The 24792-nt window shown below is 40.6% G+C and carries 18 protein-coding genes and 1 pseudogene; 9 read left to right on the forward strand and 10 right to left on the reverse strand.

The features are described 5' to 3' along the window. Positions 1-39 precede the first annotated feature (39 nt). Positions 40-224 (forward strand): annotated as a pseudogene (locus V7K62_RS00090) (copper-binding protein); the annotation flags it as partial. A 334-nt stretch (positions 225-558) separates the two neighbouring features. After that, on the forward strand, positions 559-1386 hold the full coding sequence (gene map / locus V7K62_RS00095) for a type I methionyl aminopeptidase (RefSeq protein ID WP_334860509.1): 828 nt from the start codon (positions 559-561) through the stop codon (positions 1384-1386). Between the two features lie 112 nt (positions 1387-1498). On the opposite strand, the gene V7K62_RS00100 is transcribed toward map, so the two are convergent. Then, complete coding sequence (locus V7K62_RS00100) at positions 1499-2971, reverse strand: hypothetical protein (RefSeq protein ID WP_334860511.1); 1473 nt, start codon at positions 2969-2971, stop codon at positions 1499-1501. 310 nt (positions 2972-3281) lie between these two features. On the opposite strand from V7K62_RS00100, the gene V7K62_RS00105 reads away from it, so the two are divergent. Further along, positions 3282-4679 carry an amidase gene (locus tag V7K62_RS00105; protein ID WP_334860513.1) on the forward strand — a complete coding sequence of 466 codons (1398 nt, stop codon included), beginning with the start codon at positions 3282-3284 and terminating at the stop codon, positions 4677-4679. A gap of 16 nt (positions 4680-4695) precedes the next feature. On the opposite strand, the gene V7K62_RS00110 is transcribed toward V7K62_RS00105, so the two are convergent. After that, positions 4696-5562 carry an aldo/keto reductase gene (locus tag V7K62_RS00110; protein WP_334860515.1) on the reverse strand — a complete coding sequence of 289 codons (867 nt, stop codon included), beginning with the start codon at positions 5560-5562 and terminating at the stop codon, positions 4696-4698. Between the two features lie 423 nt (positions 5563-5985). Further along, positions 5986-6186: a heavy-metal-associated domain-containing protein gene (locus V7K62_RS00115; protein WP_334860516.1), complete on the reverse strand. Its 201-nt coding sequence runs from the start codon at positions 6184-6186 to the stop codon at positions 5986-5988. An 815-nt stretch (positions 6187-7001) separates the two neighbouring features. On the opposite strand from V7K62_RS00115, the gene V7K62_RS00120 reads away from it, so the two are divergent. Continuing rightward, the gene (locus V7K62_RS00120; RefSeq protein WP_118171445.1) at positions 7002-7265 is read left to right on the forward strand and encodes a DUF3146 family protein; all 264 of its coding nucleotides are present in this window, start codon (positions 7002-7004) and stop codon (positions 7263-7265) included. 66 nt (positions 7266-7331) lie between these two features. On the opposite strand, the gene V7K62_RS00125 is transcribed toward V7K62_RS00120, so the two are convergent. The 3 genes from V7K62_RS00125 to ntcA form a co-directional block, all read right to left on the reverse strand. Beyond that, positions 7332-7784: a resolvase gene (locus V7K62_RS00125; protein ID WP_334860518.1), complete on the reverse strand. Its 453-nt coding sequence runs from the start codon at positions 7782-7784 to the stop codon at positions 7332-7334. A gap of 133 nt (positions 7785-7917) precedes the next feature. After that, complete coding sequence (locus tag V7K62_RS00130) at positions 7918-9408, reverse strand: DUF3084 domain-containing protein (protein ID WP_334860520.1); 1491 nt, start codon at positions 9406-9408, stop codon at positions 7918-7920. Between the two features lie 168 nt (positions 9409-9576). After that, positions 9577-10248, reverse strand: a complete 672-nt coding sequence (gene ntcA, locus V7K62_RS00135) for a global nitrogen regulator NtcA (RefSeq protein ID WP_094347373.1) — start codon at positions 10246-10248, stop codon at positions 9577-9579. A gap of 379 nt (positions 10249-10627) precedes the next feature. Between ntcA and fabI the strand changes: the two genes are divergently transcribed. The 5 genes from fabI (at position 10628) to V7K62_RS00160 (ending at position 17391) form a co-directional block, all read left to right on the forward strand. Next, positions 10628-11404, forward strand: coding sequence for an enoyl-ACP reductase FabI (fabI, locus tag V7K62_RS00140; RefSeq protein WP_334860522.1), 777 nt, complete (start codon positions 10628-10630; stop codon positions 11402-11404). A gap of 101 nt (positions 11405-11505) precedes the next feature. After that, positions 11506-12141 (forward strand): imidazoleglycerol-phosphate dehydratase HisB, encoded by a 636-nt coding sequence (hisB, locus tag V7K62_RS00145; RefSeq protein WP_334860524.1) that lies wholly within the window; start codon positions 11506-11508, stop codon positions 12139-12141. 178 nt (positions 12142-12319) lie between these two features. Next, entirely contained in the window at positions 12320-13303 is a 984-nt protein-coding gene (locus tag V7K62_RS00150) for an ABC transporter ATP-binding protein (RefSeq protein WP_334860526.1), read from the forward strand. A gap of 499 nt (positions 13304-13802) precedes the next feature. After that, positions 13803-15272 (forward strand): SLBB domain-containing protein, encoded by a 1470-nt coding sequence (locus tag V7K62_RS00155; RefSeq protein WP_334860528.1) that lies wholly within the window; start codon positions 13803-13805, stop codon positions 15270-15272. A gap of 694 nt (positions 15273-15966) precedes the next feature. Then, positions 15967-17391, forward strand: coding sequence for a choice-of-anchor Q domain-containing protein (locus V7K62_RS00160; protein ID WP_334860530.1), 1425 nt, complete (start codon positions 15967-15969; stop codon positions 17389-17391). A 658-nt stretch (positions 17392-18049) separates the two neighbouring features. On the opposite strand, the gene V7K62_RS00165 is transcribed toward V7K62_RS00160, so the two are convergent. From V7K62_RS00165 to V7K62_RS00180, 4 genes are all read right to left on the reverse strand, one after another. After that, positions 18050-20278 carry a GumC family protein gene (locus V7K62_RS00165; RefSeq protein ID WP_334860532.1) on the reverse strand — a complete coding sequence of 743 codons (2229 nt, stop codon included), beginning with the start codon at positions 20276-20278 and terminating at the stop codon, positions 18050-18052. A gap of 513 nt (positions 20279-20791) precedes the next feature. Further along, positions 20792-21988, reverse strand: coding sequence for a glycosyltransferase family 4 protein (locus V7K62_RS00170; protein ID WP_334860534.1), 1197 nt, complete (start codon positions 21986-21988; stop codon positions 20792-20794). Between the two features lie 466 nt (positions 21989-22454). After that, complete coding sequence (locus tag V7K62_RS00175; protein ID WP_334860536.1) at positions 22455-23669, reverse strand: O-antigen ligase family protein; 1215 nt, start codon at positions 23667-23669, stop codon at positions 22455-22457. A 10-nt stretch (positions 23670-23679) separates the two neighbouring features. Then, the gene (locus tag V7K62_RS00180; protein ID WP_334860538.1) at positions 23680-24783 is read right to left on the reverse strand and encodes a glycosyltransferase family 4 protein; all 1104 of its coding nucleotides are present in this window, start codon (positions 24781-24783) and stop codon (positions 23680-23682) included. Positions 24784-24792 lie beyond the last annotated feature (9 nt).

The following is a 24792-nucleotide window of genomic DNA, read 5'->3' on the forward strand; positions in this document are numbered from 1 at the left end:
TTAATTATATTGGTAAATGCTATCAGTTGTGGTTAACTGAATCCTAGCCAACTGAAGCACTATTTTACTGCTAAAGATTTTGCCGATGGCATCTGGACACAAAAAGTCCAAGCAGGCAAAGTAGAAATCAAAGGAGCCATTCACGAACTGGAACTCAAGCCAGGTAGTGAGGTAAAATACCCATTCTGACTCGGAAATATACTACCTATAGCTTGTATTTTTGAATACCGGGACATACTGGATCAGGTATGAGTGGAGAGATTGCCATGAAGAATTAAAAATTATTCAACTAAGTATTTTGTAGCGATTTAATGTTTCAATTAAAGATAATTGCAATGAGTCGCATAGTGTGCAGTAAAAAATAACGTAGGGCGTTTTTGACTCAAGTCCAACACATTAGGAGTATGCGAATGTGTTATTCTATATACGTTAGCGGCTAAACTGGAAGAATCCATATCAGGGATTAAAATAACTTAAATTATAGATATTATTTCTCAAGTAATCTAGAGAAAGCATTGATACTTCAGCGGCAGAGCCACCAGTAATTATTAATTTCCTATGAACATTTTCAGTAACTTACTTTCTCAAACAACTCAGCCTACAACTGCGAAAAAACAGCGCCGAGGGATTGAAATTAAATCGCCGCGTGAAATTGAAATCATGCGGCAATCAGCGACAATTGTGGCAACTGTCCTAAAAGAAATTTCTGAGCTAGTAAAGCCAGGAATGACAACGGCTGATTTGGATGCTTATGCAGAAAAACGTATCCGCGAAATGGGTGCAACACCGAGTTTTAAAGGATATCACGGTTTTCCCGGTTCTATCTGCTCCAGCATTAATAATGAAGCAGTACATGGGATTCCTAGCCCCAAGAAAGTGATCCGTGTGGGGGATGTATTAAAAGTAGATACGGGCGCTTATTACCAAGGTTTTCATGGTGATTCTTGCATTTCAATTGCTGTCGGTGAAGTGACGCAAGAAGCTGCTAAATTAATTCGCGTCGCAGAAGAAGCGTTATATAAAGGCATTGAACAAGTAAAAGCTGGTGTATACCTGCTTGACTTAGCTGGAGCAATTGAAGACCATGTGAAAGCTAACGGCTTTAGTATAGTCGAAGAGTTCACTGGACACGGTGTCGGTCGTAACCTGCACGAAGAACCTTCAGTATTCAACTACCGTACCCGTGAGATGCCGAATGTTAAACTCCGTGCGGGGATGACGTTGGCAATTGAGCCAATTTTAAATGCAGGTTCTAGACACACGCGGACATTATCTGACCGTTGGACAGCTGTCACTATGGATAATTCTTTGTCGGCTCAATTTGAGCATACAGTTTTGGTAACGGAGACTGGTTATGAGATTTTGACTGACCGTTCTAAGGTGTAATTGTTAGTGTTTGTAGTAAGCACTTCAGTGCTTAGAAAACAAGGACTAAAGTCCTTACTACGAACTTACTTCCCCATCCATTTCAAGTTGACACTCATCTGAGCGATAAACGCTATATTTGACTGATAGCCGCATAGTTAGTTTTATAAATAGGAAGCGTTTCTTTAGCTTGGATAGAGGCAGACGTACTTTCTGGAATCGCTTCTAGTAAATTGATTGCTTGCTGCCATTTATCTTGCGCTTGCTGCCGACTTAGTAGTGAATGAGGCGAATTTTGGACAAATAAATTAGCTTCTGTTGCTAGCTTTTGGGCTGATTCTAAGTTTGCTAAGGCTTGCTTTTCAATTAACACTCTTTGACTGATAGATTTATAGTTAATTTGATAGTAAGCCAATTTCTTTTGTGCCTGATTATAAACTGATGTATCATCAGGAATACTATCTAACAAGTTTATTGCCTGATACCATTTAGTTTCTGCTTTTTGCCAGACTTTTAGAGGATGGGGTGGCTTTTGAACCAGAGAAGCAGCTTCCATGCCGAGTTTTTGAGCAGATTTAAACTTAGCGTTCGCACTTCCTTCTTGAGTTAAACTTAGACTCATCTGCCGCAATTGTGGACTTTGCTCTTTAATTTTCCAACTAGCAAAACTCAAGATTAATAAACTTGCGGTTATGAGCAAAGCTGAACGTACTATTTTTTGTGTCGAAAACTTTGGTATTATTTCTACTTGCGGGCTAATAATTGCTTCTTTACTAATTTCCTGTTCAATTTTTTTTAGGGCTTGTTCTCCCTGTTCCCTTACAGTTTCACCCTGAATAATTAAAGTAGCAAGTTGTTCTTGGAAAAAATCACAATCATTGAGAATATTTGTCAATTCTTGAAATTTTCCCTCACTCGATATGATTAATTCGTGGTCATCATCTAACCACTCTAATGCGAAGCCAGATTTCCCATAGAAAGCAGACACACCTAATAAAATATTTAAGAAGCTACGACTATTTTTAATAGTATTAACAATGTAAGTTAATTGTTGCTGTAATTGTAATAGCTCCTTTTGAGAATTGCTAATCTTTTGAATTTGACGTTTTAAAATATGAGAATTTTCCAAGTTTAACTTAATTTTTAAGTTTTCAGCAATTACCTGAATATTGGCGGTTAGACTTAGATGATTAATATCATAATTTAGTTGATTGACTAACTGAACATCACTGAGAATATCAGCAGCTATTGCTTGTAAAAAGTAACCCCATTCAATCCAGGCATCAATTTTTATTTGTAAATCATTTAATGAAACTCTGGTTTCTGAGTTGCCAAATTTTTCTGCGATCGCTGGATCTACTAATCCCACGCTAGGTATAAATAAACTAGCTACCGTACCTATTCTAGGAAGTGTAGCGATCGCAGAATTTTTGATGCGATCAAATTTCAATTCCTGAGCGATTAATTTTTTAATATTCCGTAGTTGTTCCTGAGCATCATTGATCAGGATAATTTGTTGCATGATTTGATTAGAATCGCCAATAGTCAGTTTTAGACTCGGAATTAGTGTTGGCAATTCACTAACAAGTATTTCTAGGTTAGCCATAAATACCCCTTAGGGATTTGTCGAAAGTTTATGCGAAACAATTAAAATGGCTTGAGTAAGAATATAACCACACCTGTAGCATCTGAGCATCCTATAGGAATCCGATTTGATTTCTGAAAACATAGTGAGACTGAAAAGCCCGTTTTATCAGGGTTTTATCTGAAATATTGTTCAAAAATCAGATATGAATCCTATAGTTGAGTCACAAATCTCAGGATCTATAAAATGTATAGTTCCCGTAAATCCTGCTAAAGTAACAATTTCAGTTTAAAAATCCTAGAGAAAGACAAAATTATCCATTCACTAACCTATGAATGAAGTTGATTTAGCATTTACCCCAGCACTAGAGTTGGCGCAATTAATTCGTCGCCGAGAAGTATCACCGCTGGAGTTGGTGGAAATATATTTAGAACGGATTGGGCAGTTAAATCCCCAATTAGGAAGTTATTTTACGGTGACGGCAGAACTAGCGATCGCAGATGCCAAAGCCAAAACAGAATTATTGACAACTACCTCAGAACTACCGCCATTTTTTGGCGTGCCGATTTCCATTAAAGACCTGAATGCTGTAGCAGGTGTTACCTGTACTTATGGGAATCCAGCATTACTAAATAATATCCCTAACTATGATGATGGTGTAGTAACGCAGATTAAGCAAGCTGGATTTACTATTCTTGGTAAAACAGCCACTTCCGAATTAGGTTCTTTGCCATACAGCGAACCTACGGGTTTTCCCCCAGCCAGAAATCCGTGGAATTTAGAATACACCCCTGGCGGTTCCAGTGGTGGCGCAGCGGCCGCAGTAGCAGCGGGATTGTGTGCGATCGCTCAAGGTTCTGATGGCGGTGGTTCAATTCGTGGCCCTGCGGCTTGTTGTGGTTTGGTAGGACTCAAACCATCCAGGGGCAGAGTCAGTAAAGCACCCGTAGGCGAACGCCTGGCTGGAATTGCCGCCAACGGCCCGATCGCCCGGACTGTCGCTGATGCTGCGGCCTTTTTGGATACCATATCTGGCTATGTCACAGGCGATCCTTACTGGTTGCCAGATCCCGAACCATCATTTCTCGCCGCGACTGGGACAAAACTCGGTGCTTTGCGAATTGCCTTTGACACTAGCATTTCTCCTTTGGGAGAAGCTGACGCCAACTGTCAGCAAGGTGTCCGCCAAACCGTCCAGTTATTAGAAGAACTCGGACACCAAGTTGAACAGAAATCTCCAGATTTTAGCGGTTTAATTGAACCATTTCAAATCGTCTGGCAAGCTGGGGTGGCGGCATCAGGACTTCCTGCTGAAGCTTTGCAAACAATGAATCGCTGGTTATTTGCACGCACAGGTTCCGTTGCCCAGTACCTGCAAGCAGTTTCTCAAATGCAAATAGTAGCACGTCAGATTGTGGCGTTTTTCGATACTGTGGATGTACTGGTATTGCCAGTTTATCTACATTCACCCATCCGCGTTGGGGAATGGGCTTCGCTGAGTCCAGAAGAGACATTCCAAAATATTATGCAATGGGTTGCCCCTTGTCCACCTGCCAATGCAACTGGACAACCTGCGATCGCAATTCCTGTAGGCTTTGATAGTAAGGGTTTACCCATCAGTGTGCAGCTAATTGGTAAACCTGCCGCTGAAGCCACACTCATCAGCCTAGCAGCACAATTAGAAGCGGCTAACCCTTGGATTCATCATCGTCCAGCCTTGGCAACATAGTTAGCCAGTGAAGTAATTAAGTTGCCCGATCAATTTTTTGCACTTCTTCGTCAGATAGTTTCACATTCATAGCTTGTACCGAGTCTTCAATACTGGAAACCTTGCTAGCACCAGGAATTGGCAAAATAGCAGACGACTTGGAACCCAACCACGCTAGAACGATATTATACACCGACACGCCTTTTTCTTTAGCTAACTTAGCGATCGCAGAAATATCTTGCAAGTCCTGATGGCGACGACTACCACCAAAGGGACTCCAAGGTAAAAAGGTCAATCCTTGCTGTTCGCAATACTTCAACACGCCGTCATTTTCTGGCTGTCGTTGCCAAGGGCTGTATTGATTCTGCACTGAGACAATATTCACGATATCCTGCGATCGCTTAATTTGTTCAACAGAAAAGTTAGAAACTCCCACAAACCGAATCAAACCAGCCTCCACTGCTTCTTTCACAGGCGCAAGGGATTCCTCAATAGTGTAATTAGTATCGGGAGAATGGTATTGCCAAACATCGATGGGTTTAACACCACCCAACGCCTCAAAACTGACTCTAATTGTTTGGCGTAAGTGTTCTGGGTTGCCGTTGCTTGTCCAGTTGCCATCGGGACGCATCAACCCGCCCTTAGTTGCCACAATTACTTGGCTAACATCGCCTTTGTAACTAGTAAGCGCCTTGTGAATTAGCTGCTCATTGTGGTGCTTATCTGACTCATCTTTGCAGTAAGAATCGGCAGTGTCAATAAATGTAATACCCAAATCCAAGGCCCGATGAATAACTTGAATTGATTGCGATTCCGGAGGGCGATTAGAAATTGACATGGGCATACCACCCAAACCAATCGCACTCACAAAGATACCTGTTTTTCCTAGCTGTTTGGTTTCCATGCTTCTAGCTATAGCTTTCTGCCCCAATTATCTATCAGTTAGCTATTCATCATAAATCCTCCCTAGTACTTAAACTTGAGAATAAGTGAATGTAATTTTTGTTTCTGCTGGGTGTGAGAATACCAATTTATTTGACAGACAGCCGTTGGTTGCCTCTAACTTCTACCTAATAATCATGATTAACACGAGATTTAACATTTAATTTTATTAAAATCATATTTGATTGTGGTATTGGTAAATTTAACTCTTATTCAGACTTGTCAATATTTAGATCCGTTTGCCCTGCTATCAGAGGAGTAATATTTGCGATCAAGTAGATTAGTCTGTTAATATTTACGCCCATTTTACGGGCGTAAATATCATTAAGCAATTGTGCTGGCTAAATTATTCCATCTAAATTTATGAGGAAATTTAGAAATTTAATTAATAGCCCTCTATAGTATAACCAGCAGCTTGAACCATCTGTTTAATTGACTCTTCAGAAGCCGCAGCGTCTACAGTTACGGTTTTAGTATCAACGTTCACATCTACTTTGGCATCAGATTCCATAGTCAGAATAGATTTAGTTATTTTCTCGGCGCACTCATCACCTTTAATATTCGGAACTTTCAATTTAATCGCCATTACTTACCTCATTACGTAAACTGGAATTGACATTTAATAAATATAATATCGATTTCAATAGTGAGCGCACATCTTACTTGAGTCAGGGAATTGAGGATCACATAAATAGTAATCAATAATAGTTATACTTAAATCATTTTTGACAAATTTTGTAGGCAGTAAAATGAAATAAAATGCTAAAATATATAAAGTTATTTATGAAAATACACTTAGTACTACTAACTTATAAAAAGCCGCTTTTTTAGTTTTTTCTGAAGACTCCACCAGACATTCCCCCTATTCCTATAGGCGTTGCTGTTCGACATAGTTTTTCTTGCAGCACTGCTCGATCATACAAGCGTCTATGCGTAAGTCATGAAGCCTTTTTATCTGTAGTTTTTAATTTATTCTGTGCTTCAGGTACTTTTGTTCAACTTGTTAATCATATATAGATTTAAAAAGCAGCTATCTTGCGACATATATATTGTTGGCTTTGCAGACCTTCAGTGACGCAATTCTAGCAGGAGTGTTGGACGCTGGTAACTTGGGTATTGACGGTAGAGACTGCTTCGCGTTGCGAATGGGAACGATTGCTGAAATGTGCCAGTAGTTGAAGTGCGATCGCGCTAGAAGCTTCTCGTTTAATTTATTTTTCAATCTCTACGACGGGCTACGCCTACGTGCGACTTCAGGATACTGAAGTCGTTTTGCTCATCAACACAACCGACTCAACTACAAATACCCACTTTGTCAGTTTGTCTAATTAAGCTATGTTTGGTAAATAAAATAAGTAGCCTACATGAACGGCTGTTATTCCACACTTGACATAAAGCATTGTGAGTGCAAAACGTCTGCCAGAAACCATTGCCCATGTCAGAATTACCCGCCAATCCTGGCAACACGGCTTCCTTGAGGGCGAAGTGAATGCGGGTGAGTTTGAGTGGCATTTCCAGTGGCATTTTCGCCGGGGAGAACTTGCCGTCAAGCCTTCCCAAGGCCGCGCCTTAATCAAAGAACCCCTCGGTCGATTTTTGGAGCAACAAGATTATCAGCTAGAGCCTGGAGGAGACTATGCTTTTACGATTCGGGCGGAACTTTAAAACTTAGGAGTGATTCAATTTTGGATTTTAGATTTTGGATTTGGGATTGAAGAAAAAATCTAAAATCTAAAATTGGCTGACTGCTGATTCAGTGAGGCGATTTAAGTATCTTTCGATTAAGAGGATGGCAACAATGTCATCTATGGGTCTTGGTGGCTGTCGCAGACCCTGTGGCAATAGCTTTATTAGCCCTTTGGGAGGGAACATTTGCCAATAGCGATCGCGTGCTTCTAAGGTTGTGTAGCGCTCATCCACTAAGATAATACTCAGAGGTTCTGTCAATTCCTGATATAATTGCTGTCTCCACTGCTTGGCTGTAGTTTGGTCGCCCATGACCATCAAAGAGATCGGAAACCTTTGACGCAGTGTCTCAATGGTAGCGATCGCCTCTTTTGCTAGCACGACCTGATGATAATACAGTTGCCGATCCAGTCCCATCACCGCCAAACCACACTTATCTCGACCTGGATCAAACCCTAAGATGACTGGTTGCGTTGGTGAAAATTCACGGAAATTCATAATAAATTAAAAATTAAAAATTAGAAATGTTCGCCTAGCGTCTGCTAGAGAAGAAATGTAGTTACAACAACTATTTTGGCTGCTGTTCAATATTATGTTTAAATCTTACTAATAACAGTGTGCAAATAATTTTTTAAGTACTAAAAATAATTTTTCCGTTGACTATTGCCACTAATCTTACTCTCAATGGCCCGGCTGTATAAGTGTCCTCTGCTGCGATCGCTTTTATTTCCAAGGGTTCATTATACTGTCTTAGTTGGCTGACAAAGCGCAGAAAAGTCCCATCTACCTGGACATTTTCAACAATTCCGGCATTACGGGCACGAAATTGGGAAGCAGAAATCAGTATTTCTAGCCGCTGCTGTAACTGATATGATGTCATGGTTTTGGAATCAGCAGTAGTCGTGGCTAGCACCGCCCCTGCCGAAAAAACCAGTTGATTCCGGGCTGTATCGGCGAAAAATTCTATCTGCTTTTCTCCCCTGACGTAATTACCAGCCGAGAAAATTCGCATCACGTATTCTTGACCATCGCCAATCTGCTTGCTTAATTGATCAATCCTATCCTGGGTCACGCGCAGTAGCTCTACATTTGCAGGATTTGCACCAGGCTCGCTTAATTCCAGGTTGGCGTTGCGATTGGCTTCTTGTAAAAGTTGTACCACAGCCTGACGAGCAGCAGCAGGTTGGGTAACACGAACTACAGCAGCGGACAGAACTTGACCACGAACTAAGGCTAGCTTACCCAGACGCAGGTCGCGGTAGGACTGATAATATTTTTCCAGCCTGGCAACTTCCTGTTCTAGTTCCTCCTGTTGTGCTTCCAATTCTTTGAGGCGCGATTCCCGTTTGACAATCACTTGCTCTCGCGCTGCAACTTCTACATTCCGCTTTTGAATTAGTTGATCCAGTTGGGCAATTTTTTGATCGCGCACTTCTATGGCTTCTTGACGGTTAGCTAGTTCGCGATCGCGTTTTTCAATTGCTGTTTTGGCTTCGTCAATGGCTTTTTTCGCTTCCGCATACAGTCTTTGACGTTCTGTCTTCAATAGTTCAACTGCCGCCTGTAGTGCCTTTCTCTGGTCGTAAACGCTTTGTAATTCAGCTATGGCTTTTTGGTATTGAGTTACCACCCGATCTAGCTGACCTTGAGTGCGTTGGAGTTGAGTTTGGGTTTGGGCTTGTTGACTAATGGTGCGATTCAGCTGGGCTTGTGTTTGCCTCTGTTTAGCATTTGCCGCCTGCAAGGATTGATTAATTGCTTGCAAGTCTTGTTGTGCCTTGGTTTGAGCAATTCTTGCTTGATTTAGCTCACCCTCTACCTGACTTTTCTGAGTTTCTGCGGTTTTTAGCTGTTCCCGCTTCTGTCTAAGGTCTGTTTGAATATCCTCTAACTCAAAGACTCCTTTTCGCAAGCCTTCGTCGGCAGCGAATAAAATCCCTAAAGTTGATGCTGAAATTAAACCACCCGTAAAAATTGTTACCACTACGGCGGTGTTTTTCGGACGAAGCTTAAAAAGTGAGAGGCGGGCTTTGCCAACTCGTGTGCCGATGCGATCGCCCACGGTGGCAATTACGCCTCCCAGAATCAAAATTGCTGCGATGAGGATGTATCCGGTGGTCATCTTTAGCTACCGAAATCCTTCCAGATACAGCCTACTACTTTTAAGCATTGTCTGGAAACAAGTGGAAATTGGCAATAGCTGAAATTACTCAATTTTAGATTTACCTCTAGCTATTAGTGTGATTTTTCAAAATACAACACGTGCCGATTCCCCTTTCTCCAATTGTTTTTATGTGAACTGCCTACTTAAAGTAACAGGTTTATGCACAGTAATCTTCTTTTTGTGGATAGAAATCATCTTTTTCTCACGCAAATCTCCCAGTAGCCTAGTAACGGTAACACGAGTTGAACCAATTGCTTCTGCGATCGCTTGATGAGATAACTTCAAATCAATAGTGATCCCATCTGCACAAGGAACGCCAAAATCCCGACAAAGAATTAACAAAAAACTCACCAACCTAGAACCCATATCTCGGTGAGCAAGAGTTTCAATCATCATCTCTGTCTGTAAAATTCGCGAAGACAGACCTCGCAGCATTAACATTGATAATTCTGGATTTTCCTTGAGTGCTAGCTCTACCTGTTCAATTGGTGCTGACAGTAATTCCACAGGAGTAAATGCAACCGCATGGTAAAACCGATCCGACTTATTTCCTGTCAGCAATGACAATACACCAAAAACACTATTTTCCCGCAGCAACGCTACCGTTATTTCCTCTCCTGCCTCGTACACCCTGGAAAGTTTCACAGCACCTTTCAAAAGAAAATAAACTCGTTCGGCAGGATCGCCAGGAAAAAAGATCGTTTTATTGCGTTCAAACGTTTCCACAACTGGCGGAAACGCCCCGGTCGCCATCTGACGAAAAACATTTGCTAGGGCTTTATCTTGTGTCACGATCATCTCCCTTCCCCTACCCAATGCCGGAAAAACAAAAACTGATTACCTAAGAATACACCCGAAAAAAGAATAAAGCACCGTCAACCTTTCTGTACTTTCCTATACTCAAACTAATCTCTTCATAACTGTTTGTTTATAATGATACATAATTGTTGATCCTTTCAGCTACTAATTGTTGATAAGTAGTTCCAATAGCTGTATTCAAAAGGTTTTTTGAAGAACAAATAAAGATATCTTGAGAATATCTTTATAAAAAATCAAGATTTTTGTCACAGCAAACACCCTTATCAATATTCATTTTTGCAAATCCTGTATAAAACAAAGACAAAACGTGCCTCAGATTCTAGTATGCTCCTAATGATCGATCGCATTAACAATTTCTATGCTAAATCTGACTGGAAAAAATGCCCTTGTTACAGGTATTGCCAATAACCGCTCGATCGCCTGGGGCATTGCCCAACAGCTGCACAAAGCCGGAGCAAACCTGGGTATTACCTACCTGCCGGATGAACGTGGCAAGATGGAGAAAAAAGTCGCGGAGTTGGTAGAACCTCTCAACCCCAGCTTATTTCTTCCCTGTAATGTCCAAGATGATGAACAAATTCAATCTACCTTTGAAACAATCCGCGAACAGTGGGGAAAGCTAGATATTCTCATCCATTGTCTGGCCTTTGCCAGCAAAGACGATTTAACTGGAGATTTTAGCCAAACCTCTCGTTCTGGTTTCAACACCGCCTTAGAAATCAGTACCTACTCACTAGTGCAGTTAACTGGTGCAGCCAAACCTTTGATGACAGAGGGAGGTAGTATCGTCACCCTGACATATTTAGGTGGTGTCAGAGCAATCCCCAACTACAACGTTATGGGAATTGCCAAGGCGGGCTTAGAAATGAGTGTGCGTTACTTGGCTGCTGAACTAGGGCCGCAAAATATTCGCGTCAATGCCATTTCCGCAGGCCCCATACGCACTTTGGCATCTTCAGCAGTGGGTGGGATTTTGGATATGATCCATCATGTAGAAGAAGTAGCTCCCCTACGACGCACCGTCACTCAGCTAGAAGTGGGCAACGCTGCGGCTTTCTTGTGTAGTGATTTGTCCAGTGGTATTACCGGACAAATTCTTTATGTAGATGCAGGATATGAAATTATGGGAATGTAAGATAATTTGGGAATGGGGCATAGGGCATAGGGCATTGAGTATTAGTAAAATTCTTGTCCATTCCCTATTCCCCATTCCCTATGCCCCATGCCCCATTCCCCATGCAAATCAGCAAAATTAATTCAAACTACGATCGCTTAACCCAAACCCCTCGGATTGCCACTGTTCACCGCACCACTGGTGAAACTGATGTGCAAGTTACGATCAACCTGGATGGTAAAGGAACTTGCACAGCAGCAACTGGTGTTCCGTTTTTGAATCACATGTTGCATCAAATTGCCTCCCACGGGCTGATTGATATAGATGTCCAAGCCAAGGGAGACTGGGAAATTGATGACCATCACACGAACGAAGATGTAGGCATTACCTTAGGGCAAGCTTTGAACCAAGCACTAGGCGACAGAAAAGGCATTGTCCGCTTTGGTAATTTTCTCGCACCACTGGATGAAGCTTTAGTTCAGGTAGCACTAGACTTTTCTGGACGCCCTCACCTCAGCTACGGCTTACAAATTCCTACTCAGCGGGTAGGAACCTATGACACCCAACTGGTACGAGAATTTTTTGTGGCTTTGGTGAACCATAGCCAAATGACACTGCACATTCGGCAACTGGATGGCATTAATTCCCATCACATTATTGAAGCGACATTTAAAGCCTTTGCGAGGGCAACCCGGCTGGCGGTGGAAATCGACCCCCGTCGTGCTGGCGTGATTCCTAGTTCTAAGGGCGTTCTATGAAAGGAGTCAAATGGGGCATTGGGTATTAGGGATTGGGGATTGGGCATCGAGAAAACTCTACCCTTGTCTTCCCAGTCCCCGGTTCGCGATAATTGACACACCAGCAGTTGATGGTTATTATCAGCCTACCGGGTAACTTCTAATTAATCTCAAGCTGGTAAATAGTTATTTAACCGAGATGAAGTCTGTTGCAGATGACCCTAATTCTCAACTTAATACGACAGACAATCCGCCAGTAGTCCTAACTTCTGAGTTGCGAAAAGTCTATCGCACTGGTTTTTGGCTAAATCAAAAAGTCGTATCTCTCAAAAACTGTTCTTTAACAGTTTACAAAGGCGAAACCTTTGGGTTGCTAGGGCCAAACGGTGCTGGTAAAACTACCCTTTTAAAATTGTTGCTGGGAATTATTCATCCCACATCTGGACGGGGATCGTTGTTGGGTAAACCAATAGGCGATCGCAGTGTTAAGCAACATATCGGCTATCTACCAGAAAATCCCTATTTGTATGACTATCTCACTGGCTGGGAATTTTTGCAGCTAGCCGCTGGACTATTCCAAATTCCCCAAAGTGTCCAACGCCAACGCATTCCCCAACTGCTGGAATTAGTGGGTTTATCCCAAGTCGATGCCCGTAAAAAGCTTTTGCGCCGCTATTCCAAAGGAATGCTACAGCGTGTTGGCATGGCACAGGCGCTAATTAACGAGCCAGATTTAGTTTTTCTGGATGAACCGATGTCTGGGCTTGATCCGGTGGGACGCTACCAAATGCGGGAAATTATTCTGGCGCTCAAAGCTGCTGGTAAGACGATTTTTTTCAACAGCCACATTTTGAGTGAAGTAGAACAGATTTGCGATCGCATTGCCATCCTCGCTCAAGGTGAACTCATTTGCTCTGGTTCCCTCAATGAACTCTTGGGCAAAGAAAACACATATCATGTCAAAGGTCAAGGTGGTGACTGGGAAATTCTCAAAAAATGGATACCCACTCTCATATTTGAACCTGATGGTTCCTGGCACGGTACACTACAAAATGATTACTATGATTTTCTTGCCAGTCTTCGTCTCATGGAAGGTAAAATTATCGCTATGAACTTGTCGCGTCACTCCCTAGAAGAATTTTTTATTCAACAAATCGAAAGAAAAAATAACTCATTGAATTAGTCTTGTTACCAAATAGTAAATTGTCGGTTGGCTTGAAGAACAAAACCCAAAACTTCTGTCTTTTCGAGTCATCTTTGCCCAACACAACTCACAAAAATAAAATTCCGACATATTTATCAAGGTTATTTGTATTTATTTAATGAACTTGTTCATAATTTTGGTAGTCATAGCAAATTTTAAATCATAGTTTAAATGTCATCAAATTTACTTTGACTAGAAAACTTTATTCATAAGTACTTGATTGGCTAATAGACAATTTATTGTATAAACTGCGTTTAGTTCCGTAAATCCTATATTTTTTGATAATTGTTCTATTCAAACAGCGTTAACTTTAAGCTAACTTCACTAAAAATTTAAATTCAATAAACAAATTTCCTCCGGAAAATCACACTTTTCTAGGAAAATAAGAGTGTCGGGGAACTTGAATACTTAGGTATAGTCAAAATAAAAATGTTTAGACAGTACTTTATTGATCGTAGTTTCAGAGTCTCAGGTAAATATGCTTAACAAAAGTTTGTCTAAATTCCTAACTCAGCCAGTTGTGGGTGTGGCTTTGTTAACTGCTGTCAATGCCGCTGTGTCATCTGCCAGTCTCGCTCAGGGACAACCATTACCACCAATTACACAAACACCAACCACACAAACACAAATAGATACTAATTATTTATTAGGGGGTGGTGATCTCATCCGTGTAAATGTATTTGAAGTACCTGAATATACAGGTGAATACCAAATTCCCCCAGGTGGAGCAATCAACCTACCTTTAATTGGCAGTTTGTCAGTACTAGGGCTAACAACTGAACAAGCTTCTGACGAAATAGCTAGAAGATATGCTCGCTTCCTCAAACGTCCCTTGATCTCAGTCAATCTGTTATCGCCTCGTCCCATCAATATTTTTGTTGCTGGAGAGGTGACACGTCCTGGAGCTTACACTCTAAGCTTGAGCGGAGGCGCTGGGAACAATCCAGGCGTACAATACCCCACTGTATTAGCCGCATTAACAACAGCGCAGGGGGTGACTTTAGCTGCGGATGTGACTCAAGTTCAATTACGGCGTAAAACAGGACGTTCTTCAGAGCAAGCCGTCACCGTAAATTTGAAGGAACTTATTCAAACAGGCACGTTATCACAGGATATTACCTTGCGGGATGGAGACACCATAGTTGTGCCAACAGCAACCAGCTTCAACGTAGCAGAATCCCGCAATCTATTTGCAGCTAACTTCGCCGCTAGCCAAACCACACCCCGCACGGTAACAATTATTGGTGAAGTTAACCGTCCTGGTTCCTATCTTGTCACCCCAGGTAACACAGATAACCAGGGGGGCGCAACCGCTAACAGTGGCACTGCCAGTCCCACTGGTCTACCAAATGTGACGCGGGTAATCCAATTAGCTGGGGGAATTACAGCACAGGCTGATGTTCGTAATCTCAAACTACGCCGACCTACAAGAACTGGCACAGAACAAGCTATAGATATTAATCTTTGGCAACTATTGCAGAGTGGTGACGCCAATCAAGACATCATCGTGCAAGACGGAGATACGATTGTTATTCCGACAGCAACTGAAATCAACCCCGCAGAAGCGACTCAATTAGCTACCACTACTTTGTCTCCTACACGCATTCAAGTTGGTGTGGTAGGCGAAGTTAAAAAACCAGGGTTAACAGACGTTCAGCCGAATAGCTCTTTAAATCAAGCTATACTCGCTGCTGGCGGATTTAATGATGCCAGAGCTAGTAGTAAGGCTGTTGATTTGATTCGCCTCAACCCTAATGGTTCTGTCACTAAACGTATAGTAAAAGTGGATTTCTCCGCTGGGATTAATGAGCAAACCAATCCTATACTCCGCAATAATGACGTTGTAGTAGTCAGCCGATCTGGTGCAGCTAGTTTTGGCGATAGCGTAAACACTGTAACTGGACCTCTAGGTGTTATCTTTAATCTTCTGAACTTGTTCGGACTCTAGTTTAAAAGATAGATGCAAATTAGGGGCGTTGGCCAACCCTCTTCATCCCTAAAATTGCACTATCCTTGAATCAAAAGCAAGTTAAGCATAGCGGACGCACCAGAAGGCATCGCTTCCTCGAAAATTGTATTTTATATCCGTCATTATTATAATAATTTTAAGTAATATTACTCATTGATAAGTACTGTAAACCTTAAAACTCTCACTGTAAATTCTTAATGTGCATTGATAGGCTTTTGCAAACTTTGTTGTAAGTACTCGGATTTTTTATGATAATGAGAATACTTTAGACAGCAGAGTACGTAGATGCTAGTCTGTAAGTTACTTTTAGTTATTTAGTGATTCTTATTATCATAAGAATTATTTAAGTAAATTAACTAATTGATGACAGATATACTATTTTAACCACAGATACCGCGTATACACAGTAGAATGATGTCGAATTGGAAATGACGCCATTTGTACGGTTGCGTGGTGTCTAGGAATGGGGTAACTCTGGATACTGATAATTTTTATTCAGTAATTTTACCAGATATTTACCATTTTTTGGAACACAATCCCAAAAGGCGGTTCAGCCATATTTACGCGAAAATCCGCAGGTGTAAACCTACAAAACCGTGTATAAACTTACAAGTGACAGTTATACGACCGTATCCAATACAGGGTTATTAACTAAGGCTAGAGTTACTGACCGTTGACGATTGAGTTTTTGCAACATACCCTATTTTTCCCTATGATGATTCATGGTTTCGGTTTTCTCAGTTTGAGCGCATCTCTTGTACTTCCCTGGGCATTAACAGGTCTGGTTCAAGGACAGAGAATAACAGAGTCTTTAGTTAAAAATATTCGTCAGTCATCTACTGTTCAGGAAATACCACTACTTAGCCGCAAGCTGATCAGTGCTGTTCCAAATGCGACAACATACTATGTTAGTGGTACCGGAAACGACAGAAATAGCGGACTCTCTACCTCATCCGCTTTTAGGACACTTCAAAGGGCAGCAAACCTTACTAACCCTGGTGACACGGTACTTATTATGAACGGGCAATACAAGAATGGGCCCAAGGATGGGTCTGTACTAAGTATTAAACGTTCTGGAACTGCAAATGCATGGATTAAATTTAAAGCATATCCTGGGCATTTTCCAAAAATTCAGCACAATACATGGAATGGTATCTCGATTTCAAATGGAGCTTCATATATCGAGATTAACGGGCTGGAGGTCATAGGGAATAATGCTAATATCACCCTTAGTTATGCGTTAAGTCAGAAGTATAACAAATCAAATACGCTTACCAACGGAAACTGCATAAGCATTGAGGGACGAAACAATGCTCGTTCTCATCACATAAATATTCTGAATAACAAAGTGCATGATTGTGGAGGAGCAGGTATCTCAGCAATCAAGGCTGATTATGTGAAAGTGGATAATAACACTGTTTTCAATAACTCTTGGTACTCACTCTATGGTTGCAGTGGCATTTCCATGCTGAATAATTGGAGTTCTGACAACAACCAGGGATACAAGATATTCGTGACCAATAACAAGACCTACAACAATCGAATGTACGTTCCTTGGATTGAAGCCGGAAGGATCACAGATGGTAATGGCATTATTGTTGATGTTTCAAAAGGATATAAAGGACGGGTTTTAGTTGCTAACAATATCACCTACAATAATGGCGGTTCAGGTATTCATGCCCATGATAGTGAGCGTGTCGATATTATCAACAATACGGCATATTTGAATCAGCAAACTCCAGAAATTAAAAAAAAGGGAAAGGGCGAAATTTATGCTGGTTATTCATCTGATGTCAGAATTTTCAATAATATCATGTATGGTTCCTCTGGTATTGCTGTGAATAGCAATATGAAGAATGTCAACGTCACTTATAACTACAATATTTATCGCAAGGATTCGGTAATCAAGATGACAGGATCTCGCGATATTATTGCAGATCCACAGTTTGTTAATGCCTCGGCTCGTGACTTTAGATTGAAATCAACGAGTCCGGCAATTAATAGTGGTTTAAAGTGGAGTAGTTTAACAACCGATTTTCTAGGAAACCCTCGTGTGTCTAGTTATGCAACCGATAGAGGAGCATACGAAATGCGGTAGTAGTTAAAAGTATGGTATTGGGTTGTATGGCAAAATCCTTATTTATACAGAGTTTTTGTCTACAACCCATTTTTTTTACTCGCCCTTCCCTTTTTCATATTTTTTGTGATTTGGTAATCAACTACAGACCACATTTATAAGAGAAGGCAGTTCTTGCTGGAGGAAAAAAGTATAAGTGAAAACTTTAGTTCTGGGTCATTACCCAGTTTAAAAAGAAAAATTGTATTGAGAGGCGCAGCGCAAGATACATTCGTAGCCGGTGCCTTAGGGAAACCCAAGTGGAGCATCTGGTGTCATCCTTGCTTCAATACCACGTTTTGAAGCGTGGGTTACTCCTGCCTTAAGCCGGACTATCTCCTGAAATATTATCTATAGCTCCTATATAGCGCTTCCTATACTCGTGAAGATATACCTCATACAGGACCGCTATATAATCGTAAGTCCGGTTAATTACTTATTATTTAAAACTCCCTGCGTCTTTGCGTCAGTCTTTATTAATAAATATTTATCTGGATTTGATATAGGGGAGCGGTTCTCGGTTGAGTGAGGTATAAAAAACTATCTCCAACCCCCTCCTCGCTTGCCGGGAGGGGACTGTAGATGTAACTTATATGATTAGGAGACGCTATATAACTCTCCAAATAATTTTTTGGACGCTTTATTTCTTCGCAAGTCCCTTAAGCTGTTTTGTCAACTCTCTTGGTTTAAAATATTCGTGAGCATGATATCGATAACTACTAGATTCATTTTTATCAATGATTCCATTTACTACTAAACCTAAAACGTTGTAATTGGATCTCTCTAACATCTCTTGAGCAGCATTAGCACTGTTAGAATCAATTACCCCAGGTCGGGCTACTAACAAAATACCATCAGTCATTTGACTTAAAGTCAAAGGATCGGCTGCCAAAAGCAGTGGAGGGGCATCAATAATTACAAAGTCATATTTATACTGAGACGAGAAACTCTCAATGAGTGATGCCATGCGTTTGGAGTCAAGCAAAGCAAGTGGGTTGGGAGGTCTAACTCCAGCTGTTAAAACATCAAGGTTGTCCATTACCTTAGATACAGCAATGTCAAATTCAGCCTGACCTACAAGAACCTCACTCAAACCAACTTCATTGGTTAGTTCCCAGAGATGATGCTGAGAAGGAACTCGCATATCTGCATCAATTAGTAAAACTTGGCGTCCTAGTTGAGCGATCGCCGCTGCCAAATTAGCTGAAACTGTAGACTTGCCTTCTTTAGGAACTGCGCTAGTTACCACAATGGTTTTGAGCAAATTATCTGAACTTAAGAATTTCAGATTGGCTTGAATCATCCGGTACATTTCGCTCGTTAAAGAGTGGGGAGTATCTCTGACGGCAATTGTTTGAGATGTTGATTCTGCATTTGAATAACGGGAACGAAGCTTTTTAACAGACAAAGGAACAATTCCTAGCAAAGTATATCCAAATACATCTCTAATTTCTTTAAGTGTTTTTAGAGATCTATCTCTCATAGCTAGAAAGAGCACAGTTGTGGTGGCAAAAAATAAACCGAACATGACTCCTAGCACCAAAACAATTATTATTTTGCCTAATGTAGGATCTTTGGGCACTAAAGCCTGAGCAATAATCCGGGAACTAGGTGTATTTGTATTTTCAACTAACTGTAATTCTTGAACCTTTTTCAATAGAGTTTGATAGGTCGATTCTGCAACTTCAACTTTCCGTTCTAACTCCCGCTGGTTTTGTGCCAACTGGGGTATGAGTTTCACCCGCTGTTCGTAGCTAGAACGAGAGTTATATAGAGAGGAGAGTCTTTGAGTTAAGCCAAAGCGTTGTATTTCTGACTGCAGAAAGTTTTGTATCAAGCTTTGTCTGAGTTCTCCAATCTGCAATAGGCTTTGGGGAACTTGTGTTTGATTGCCAATAGTCTGACCAACTTGCTGTTGCAGGAGAGATTTTAAATTAGCTTTTTTTGCTTCTAGGTTAATAATTATCGGGTTGTCATCTAGGAAACGGCTACGCTCAATCGCTAACTGCCGATCAGTCTCTTGGAGTTGTGTAAGAACTCCCTGTACTGCCGGTGACTGACTGACGGCACTCACAGCGATCGCTTCTTGAGAATTTAGCTCTACTTTCTGCCGCAGTTCATTTGTTTGAGCGTTTACCTCTTCCAGTTGAGCCTTAACAGTATTCATCTCATTGTCTAGATTTGAAATAGTCGCAACAGATGATCTTGTTTCCTCTGATAAATCTGCAATGTGATTCTTTTGCTTAAATATACGTAGCGCTACTTCTGCATTATTAACAGCGGCTTGAGTTGTCGGAAGCTGCTTGGCCATAAATTGACGAGTTGCTCCTGCCTCAGAGCGATTTGTCAAAATATCATTTTCTAAATAAAACCTCATAATTGTATTGACTACTGCCGCAGCTTCTTCGGGATCATGGCTGCTATAACTAATTCGCAATACATCTGTCCCACCAATAATTTTTAGGCTCAGGGCTTTTTGCAGCGCTTTTACTTCTAGTGGTTCACCTTCGTTATCTTTGAGTTTTAGTTTATCTATTGTCCGCTGCAATAAACTAGGTGAAGAAATAACTTCTATCTGACTGCTTATGGGATTTTGAGTTGCTACCAAGGGTTTCAAATCTCCTGAGTCTCCTCCTTCAGAGGTACCAGGGGAAAGATTATTTCCTCCTACTTTAAAAGAGGGAACTCTGAATAACAGTTTTCCTTCTGCTTCATAGTCTGACTTCAGAAATTTTGTAGATATAGCACTCAGAATAACTGTAGCCACAAATATACTGACAGCAGGTAGCCACCACCGTTTCAATATCAATAAGTAACGATTAAGGTCTAAATCAATAGATTCTCTAGATTCCATAGATTTTTCTGACATAAATCTTCCAAAGTACAGGTCTTAAGCAAGAAACTAAAAATTGACTTAGAGCAGCGACAAAGCAGTGCAATTGACGATACTGATTATGTATTATTTTACAATATAACAACAGCATAAACTATTTAAGTTAAAAATTTATTCCCAATTTGATCACAAATGTGCAACAGTGCTCTATGTACCTCTATTGAGGAAAAAATTAAATTTGGTAAATTTGGGATTTGAGGTGAGTTCTCGCATAAATCAACCATTTAGCAACAGGACGTTCAATTAAAAACTTTTTGCATTAGCCATCACCCATTAATATTAAAATTTATTTCTGGATTATCAAATGATTGAATTTTTTACTTGGATATTATATGGCTATATACCTTGTCAGATCAAGCATCCTAGCCAAAGCTCCTAAGTAAATTAAAAACTCGCCCTTTAGTCAGTTTGTGATTTTTGAGGATAAACATCTACTCATTACCCAGCCTCACTTAATAGTGATAATAGTAATTGTGAAATTTAAAGTAGCTACCTACTTTGCCAGATTTTATCATAAGCCTCTAACAGTTTCGGAGCTTGATATTGCCACTCAAGGATCTCCTCCATTCTGCGTCGCCCCTCGGCTCCGATCTTTTCTCTACGTTCACGAGAATCTAGAAGCTCCAAAATTTTATCGGCAAATTCCACCTCATCATTAGGCTTGGCATAAAGAGATGCTTCTTGTGCAGAACGTCTTCCCTCTCGCAAATCAAACTGGACAATTGCTTTTCCCATTGCCATGTATTCAAGGATTTTATTCATCGTGCAGTTTTCGTTATAAGCAGATGTTGGAGAAGGCTCTACACAGACGTCGCAGCTGGAAAGCCGCTCTAAAAGTTCTTCCCCTTGCTTAAAACCTGTAAATTCTACGAACTCAGTCACTTCTAACTCTTTAGATAAGTCCTTGAGTTTTTCAATAGCAGGCCCACTACCGATTAGCATAAAGTGAATATCGGAGCGATTTTTTTTCTGGACAATGTAATATACCATTCTCAGGAGATAATCAATTCCCTCTGGTTCGCCCATGATACCCATGTACCCTACCAAATAATTTTTACCTCTACGGTAATTGGGGTTTGGGGGCATTCGGCGAAAGCGCGAAAGGTCAGGCGCACTACGAACTACAAAGACCTTCTCTGGCCTCTTGTGCCCACGGTTAAGAGCTACCTCTCGATGTGACTCGTTCGTTGAAATTGTCATGTCTGCTGTGGCATAGGTCAAGCGTTCAGCCCAGCGTAATCCATGATAAAAAATATCGCGCCGTTGATACTTAGCTTCATACATCTCCGGACTGAGGTCATGATGATCAAAAATAATGCATGTGCCATGAAATAATTTAAACCATCCTGCTACTAAGAAAAGTAAATCGGGCGGGTTGCAAATATGTATGACATCAAAACCACGCTCTCGCCATACCCTTTGAGCTAGACGGAATTGCCAGTTAATCGCCCAACTGTACTCTCGGAGATAGCCAATTACCGAACTTTCTTCCGGTGGTAGAGGATGACGGTAAATGTGAATCTGCTCAATAATTTCGTAATCTTTTTCAAAGCCATTACCTATCGGTGAAATTACGGTAACTTCATACCCAGCTTTTTGCAAAGTAGTTGCTTCCATCCATACCCGTCGATCAAAGGGAACTGGGAGATTTTCAACGATAATTAATACTTTCTTGGGTGATGCCATAATAATTTCAATTTTTTATTAGTTTAATAAGTAATTATTCACTCACCCGGCAAAATGGTCGAAACCCTTGATTTCTGGTTGAGAGATCGGGGGAGTGTGAAACATTACTTTAGTAAAATACTCACTTGTCAATTCTAAAATCTACCTTATTTATGGAACCTCTAGTCATATCTGGCGAAACTAGGTTGAACAACCTGCATATCTGCATCATCATAGCTTTCAGTTTTGCAGTTGCTAGCTGTTGAAACCCTTGATTTCTGGTTGAGAGATAGGGGGAGTGTGAAACATTACTTTAGTAAAACACTCACTTGTCAATTCTAAAATCTACCTTATTTGTGGAACCTCTAGTCATACCTGGCGAAACTGGGTTGAAAAACATGCATATCTGCATCATCATAACTTTCAGCTTTGCAGTTGCGATCTGTTTACACTCATATTGATTAATCATCTGATTTTTATTTCATTTCTACATTTTCACTGAGAGAGATACCGCCACATAGAGTATCCAAGTCAAACTATTTGATTCCAGTAAGTTAGATTCAGTGAGGCTAGATAAGGCTATAAATGTCATATGTATAAGTGGCCAAATATCGAATGCTGTTTTACTACTACGCACCCAAGCGAATCCTTTCAGATAACTGCGCCAAAATCCTACAAAGAATACCCCTAACCCTAAAAGACCCAAATCTAGGCCAAGAGCCAGATAACCATTGTGGGGGTGGTTTGGCGTCCATCCAGCTACAAGCCAAATATAGGCAGATTCCCCATTCCATCCTTGCCAGAATCCGCCATAACCATAACCAACCCAAGGATGTTTCCAAATCATATCGATGACTAATGGCCACAACTCTGTTCGACCCGTCAGTGTTGCATCTTTACCAATTGAACTGAATAGGACATCAGGGTTATTAGACAACCAAAAATATAAACTTTGGCTGATAGCAGCCATCATTATTAAGGTTGGCACCATGAACTGGTATGGCCAACGCCAAATTTGAAAAGCAAAAAATGCCAATATTATAATTAATAGATTAAGTAGAGATGAACCGGAAGCGGAGAGGAGTAAGAGTAGTATTGACAAGCTAAACCCACACCAAAAAAGCCAACTACGTCTTTGAGTTTGATAACCAAGGATAAAAAAAATCATACTACTCGTTACCATTTTTGCTCCCAGACCGTTTTTGTGCGTGAATACTCCACGCCACTTTGGGCTACCCAAATCGTTCTGTATTCCGTACTTAGGCAAGGCTATAGCAAAAACAAAACTAAGTATTACAATAATTCCAAAGTTCCAAGCAAGTAAATGTAATTGCTGTTTTAAGGTATATCGCGAAGCAAAATATAGTCCAAATAAACTGGAATTAATGAGAGCAAAACTATTTTTTAATGTTGTTGATGGTTCAAAAGACCAAATAATAGAAACCGCTGTCAATAAAAGTAAAGAATAAAGCCAGAAGTCTTTACTAAGGAAATAAAGAGTATTCTTCCAACGCAAAACTAGTAGTACTAAGGTAACTGCGTAGATTAAGGAATAAATAATCCGAATCAAAGAGCTATCATATTCTACTATATCGCTCTGTCCTGCTCCTCCTGACAGTACTACAACAAAGATTGCCCCTGAATACATTAACAAGCTTAGAATTGTGAATCCCTGTTCAGCAAAAAGTAGTATTTTCCTCATAATAAATTAACTAATATTTATTTTGCATATTTATTTCTTTATAATAAACTTGAGCTGTTTGAGCAGCAATATTTGACCAATTTAAATCTTCCTGACAACGAGCTAATGCCGCAGTTTGCATGCGTTGTTGCAAGTCGCCATCGTTTAACAAACAAATAATGGCATCAGCTAGAGATCGGACATCACAAGGCGGAACTAACAACCCATCTTTTTTATGCTGAATTATCTCACTTAATCCCCCTACTTCAGAGGCTACAACCAGTGTTCCCATTCCATAAGATAATGCTGCCACACCACTTTGAGAGGCTTCTATGTATGGCAGAACTGTTACCGTACTCCGTTGAAATAGATTACTTACTTCTTCAAGGGGGATAAAGTCATTGATAATTTCGTAGCGTTTCTCATCATAACCATTAGGGAAATATTGTTTTATGTTTTCTCCCCGTCCAGCGATAATCAGCTTGACTTCAGGCACACGTTCAGCAATTAAAGGCATAGCCTCAAGCAAATATTTCAACCCTTTATAGGGCCAGATACGTCCAAAAAATAGCAATGTATTTGGATCACGAGGCTGACTATTGTGATTACTCCGGCGCTGATACAAACTACCAAGTTCCCCATGCGGCAAAACATTGACTCGCTCTTGAGGTACAGAGAATTGTTCAACTAGAATCTTTTTTAGTTGATGTGTATGCACAATCAATTGTTGGGAACGGTAAAAGGCAAGACGCCTGGTATATTCTGAACCGAATACAGCCATACTATCCCCTGGGTGACGGAATATATCGTGAATGGTTGTCACTAGTGGTGGCATCTTGTTGAGTAACAAAGTCCAATCATACCAGGGATCGTTAGTTTCTTGCACATGCAAAACATCCGGCTGTATGTCTTTGATAATACGCATCATTTCGTACATAGACAATAGGTTGCGCGGGTCGCGAATCCGTGGTTTTTTAAAGCTAATCACGCGGATACTGGAATCAAGAACATTGTTACAGACATCTGAGACTTTTTCTGGGTGAATAAGCGTTAAATCAACATATTTAACCAAACTGTTTGCTAATTCAATAGTGTAGTCTTCAAAGCCAAAATGTAATAAAGCAACTTTAATCATAATTAAAAT

It is taken from the genome of Nostoc sp. (assembly GCF_036917935.1).
GTDB lineage: Bacteria > Cyanobacteriota > Cyanobacteriia > Cyanobacteriales > Nostocaceae > Nostoc.

What these genes read in the sequence shown, in the direction of transcription:
- map (WP_334860509.1), top strand. Translation starts at nt 559, where the DNA reads ATGAACATTTTCAGTAACTTACTTTCTCAAACAACTCAGCCTACAACT.
- V7K62_RS00100 (WP_334860511.1), bottom strand. Translation starts at nt 2,971, where the DNA reads ATGGCTAACCTAGAAATACTTGTTAGTGAATTGCCAACACTAATTCCG.
- V7K62_RS00105 (WP_334860513.1), top strand. Translation starts at nt 3,282, where the DNA reads ATGAATGAAGTTGATTTAGCATTTACCCCAGCACTAGAGTTGGCGCAA.
- V7K62_RS00110 (WP_334860515.1), bottom strand. Translation starts at nt 5,562, where the DNA reads ATGGAAACCAAACAGCTAGGAAAAACAGGTATCTTTGTGAGTGCGATT.
- V7K62_RS00115 (WP_334860516.1), bottom strand. Translation starts at nt 6,186, where the DNA reads ATGGCGATTAAATTGAAAGTTCCGAATATTAAAGGTGATGAGTGCGCC.
- V7K62_RS00125 (WP_334860518.1), bottom strand. Translation starts at nt 7,784, where the DNA reads ATGAATTTCCGTGAATTTTCACCAACGCAACCAGTCATCTTAGGGTTT.
- V7K62_RS00130 (WP_334860520.1), bottom strand. Translation starts at nt 9,408, where the DNA reads ATGACCACCGGATACATCCTCATCGCAGCAATTTTGATTCTGGGAGGC.
- ntcA (WP_094347373.1), bottom strand. Translation starts at nt 10,248, where the DNA reads ATGATCGTGACACAAGATAAAGCCCTAGCAAATGTTTTTCGTCAGATG.
- fabI (WP_334860522.1), top strand. Translation starts at nt 10,628, where the DNA reads ATGCTAAATCTGACTGGAAAAAATGCCCTTGTTACAGGTATTGCCAAT.
- hisB (WP_334860524.1), top strand. Translation starts at nt 11,506, where the DNA reads ATGCAAATCAGCAAAATTAATTCAAACTACGATCGCTTAACCCAAACC.
- V7K62_RS00150 (WP_334860526.1), top strand. Translation starts at nt 12,320, where the DNA reads ATGAAGTCTGTTGCAGATGACCCTAATTCTCAACTTAATACGACAGAC.
- V7K62_RS00155 (WP_334860528.1), top strand. Translation starts at nt 13,803, where the DNA reads ATGCTTAACAAAAGTTTGTCTAAATTCCTAACTCAGCCAGTTGTGGGT.
- V7K62_RS00165 (WP_334860532.1), bottom strand. Translation starts at nt 20,278, where the DNA reads ATGTCAGAAAAATCTATGGAATCTAGAGAATCTATTGATTTAGACCTT.
- V7K62_RS00170 (WP_334860534.1), bottom strand. Translation starts at nt 21,988, where the DNA reads ATGGCATCACCCAAGAAAGTATTAATTATCGTTGAAAATCTCCCAGTT.
- V7K62_RS00175 (WP_334860536.1), bottom strand. Translation starts at nt 23,669, where the DNA reads ATGAGGAAAATACTACTTTTTGCTGAACAGGGATTCACAATTCTAAGC.
- V7K62_RS00180 (WP_334860538.1), bottom strand. Translation starts at nt 24,783, where the DNA reads ATGATTAAAGTTGCTTTATTACATTTTGGCTTTGAAGACTACACTATT.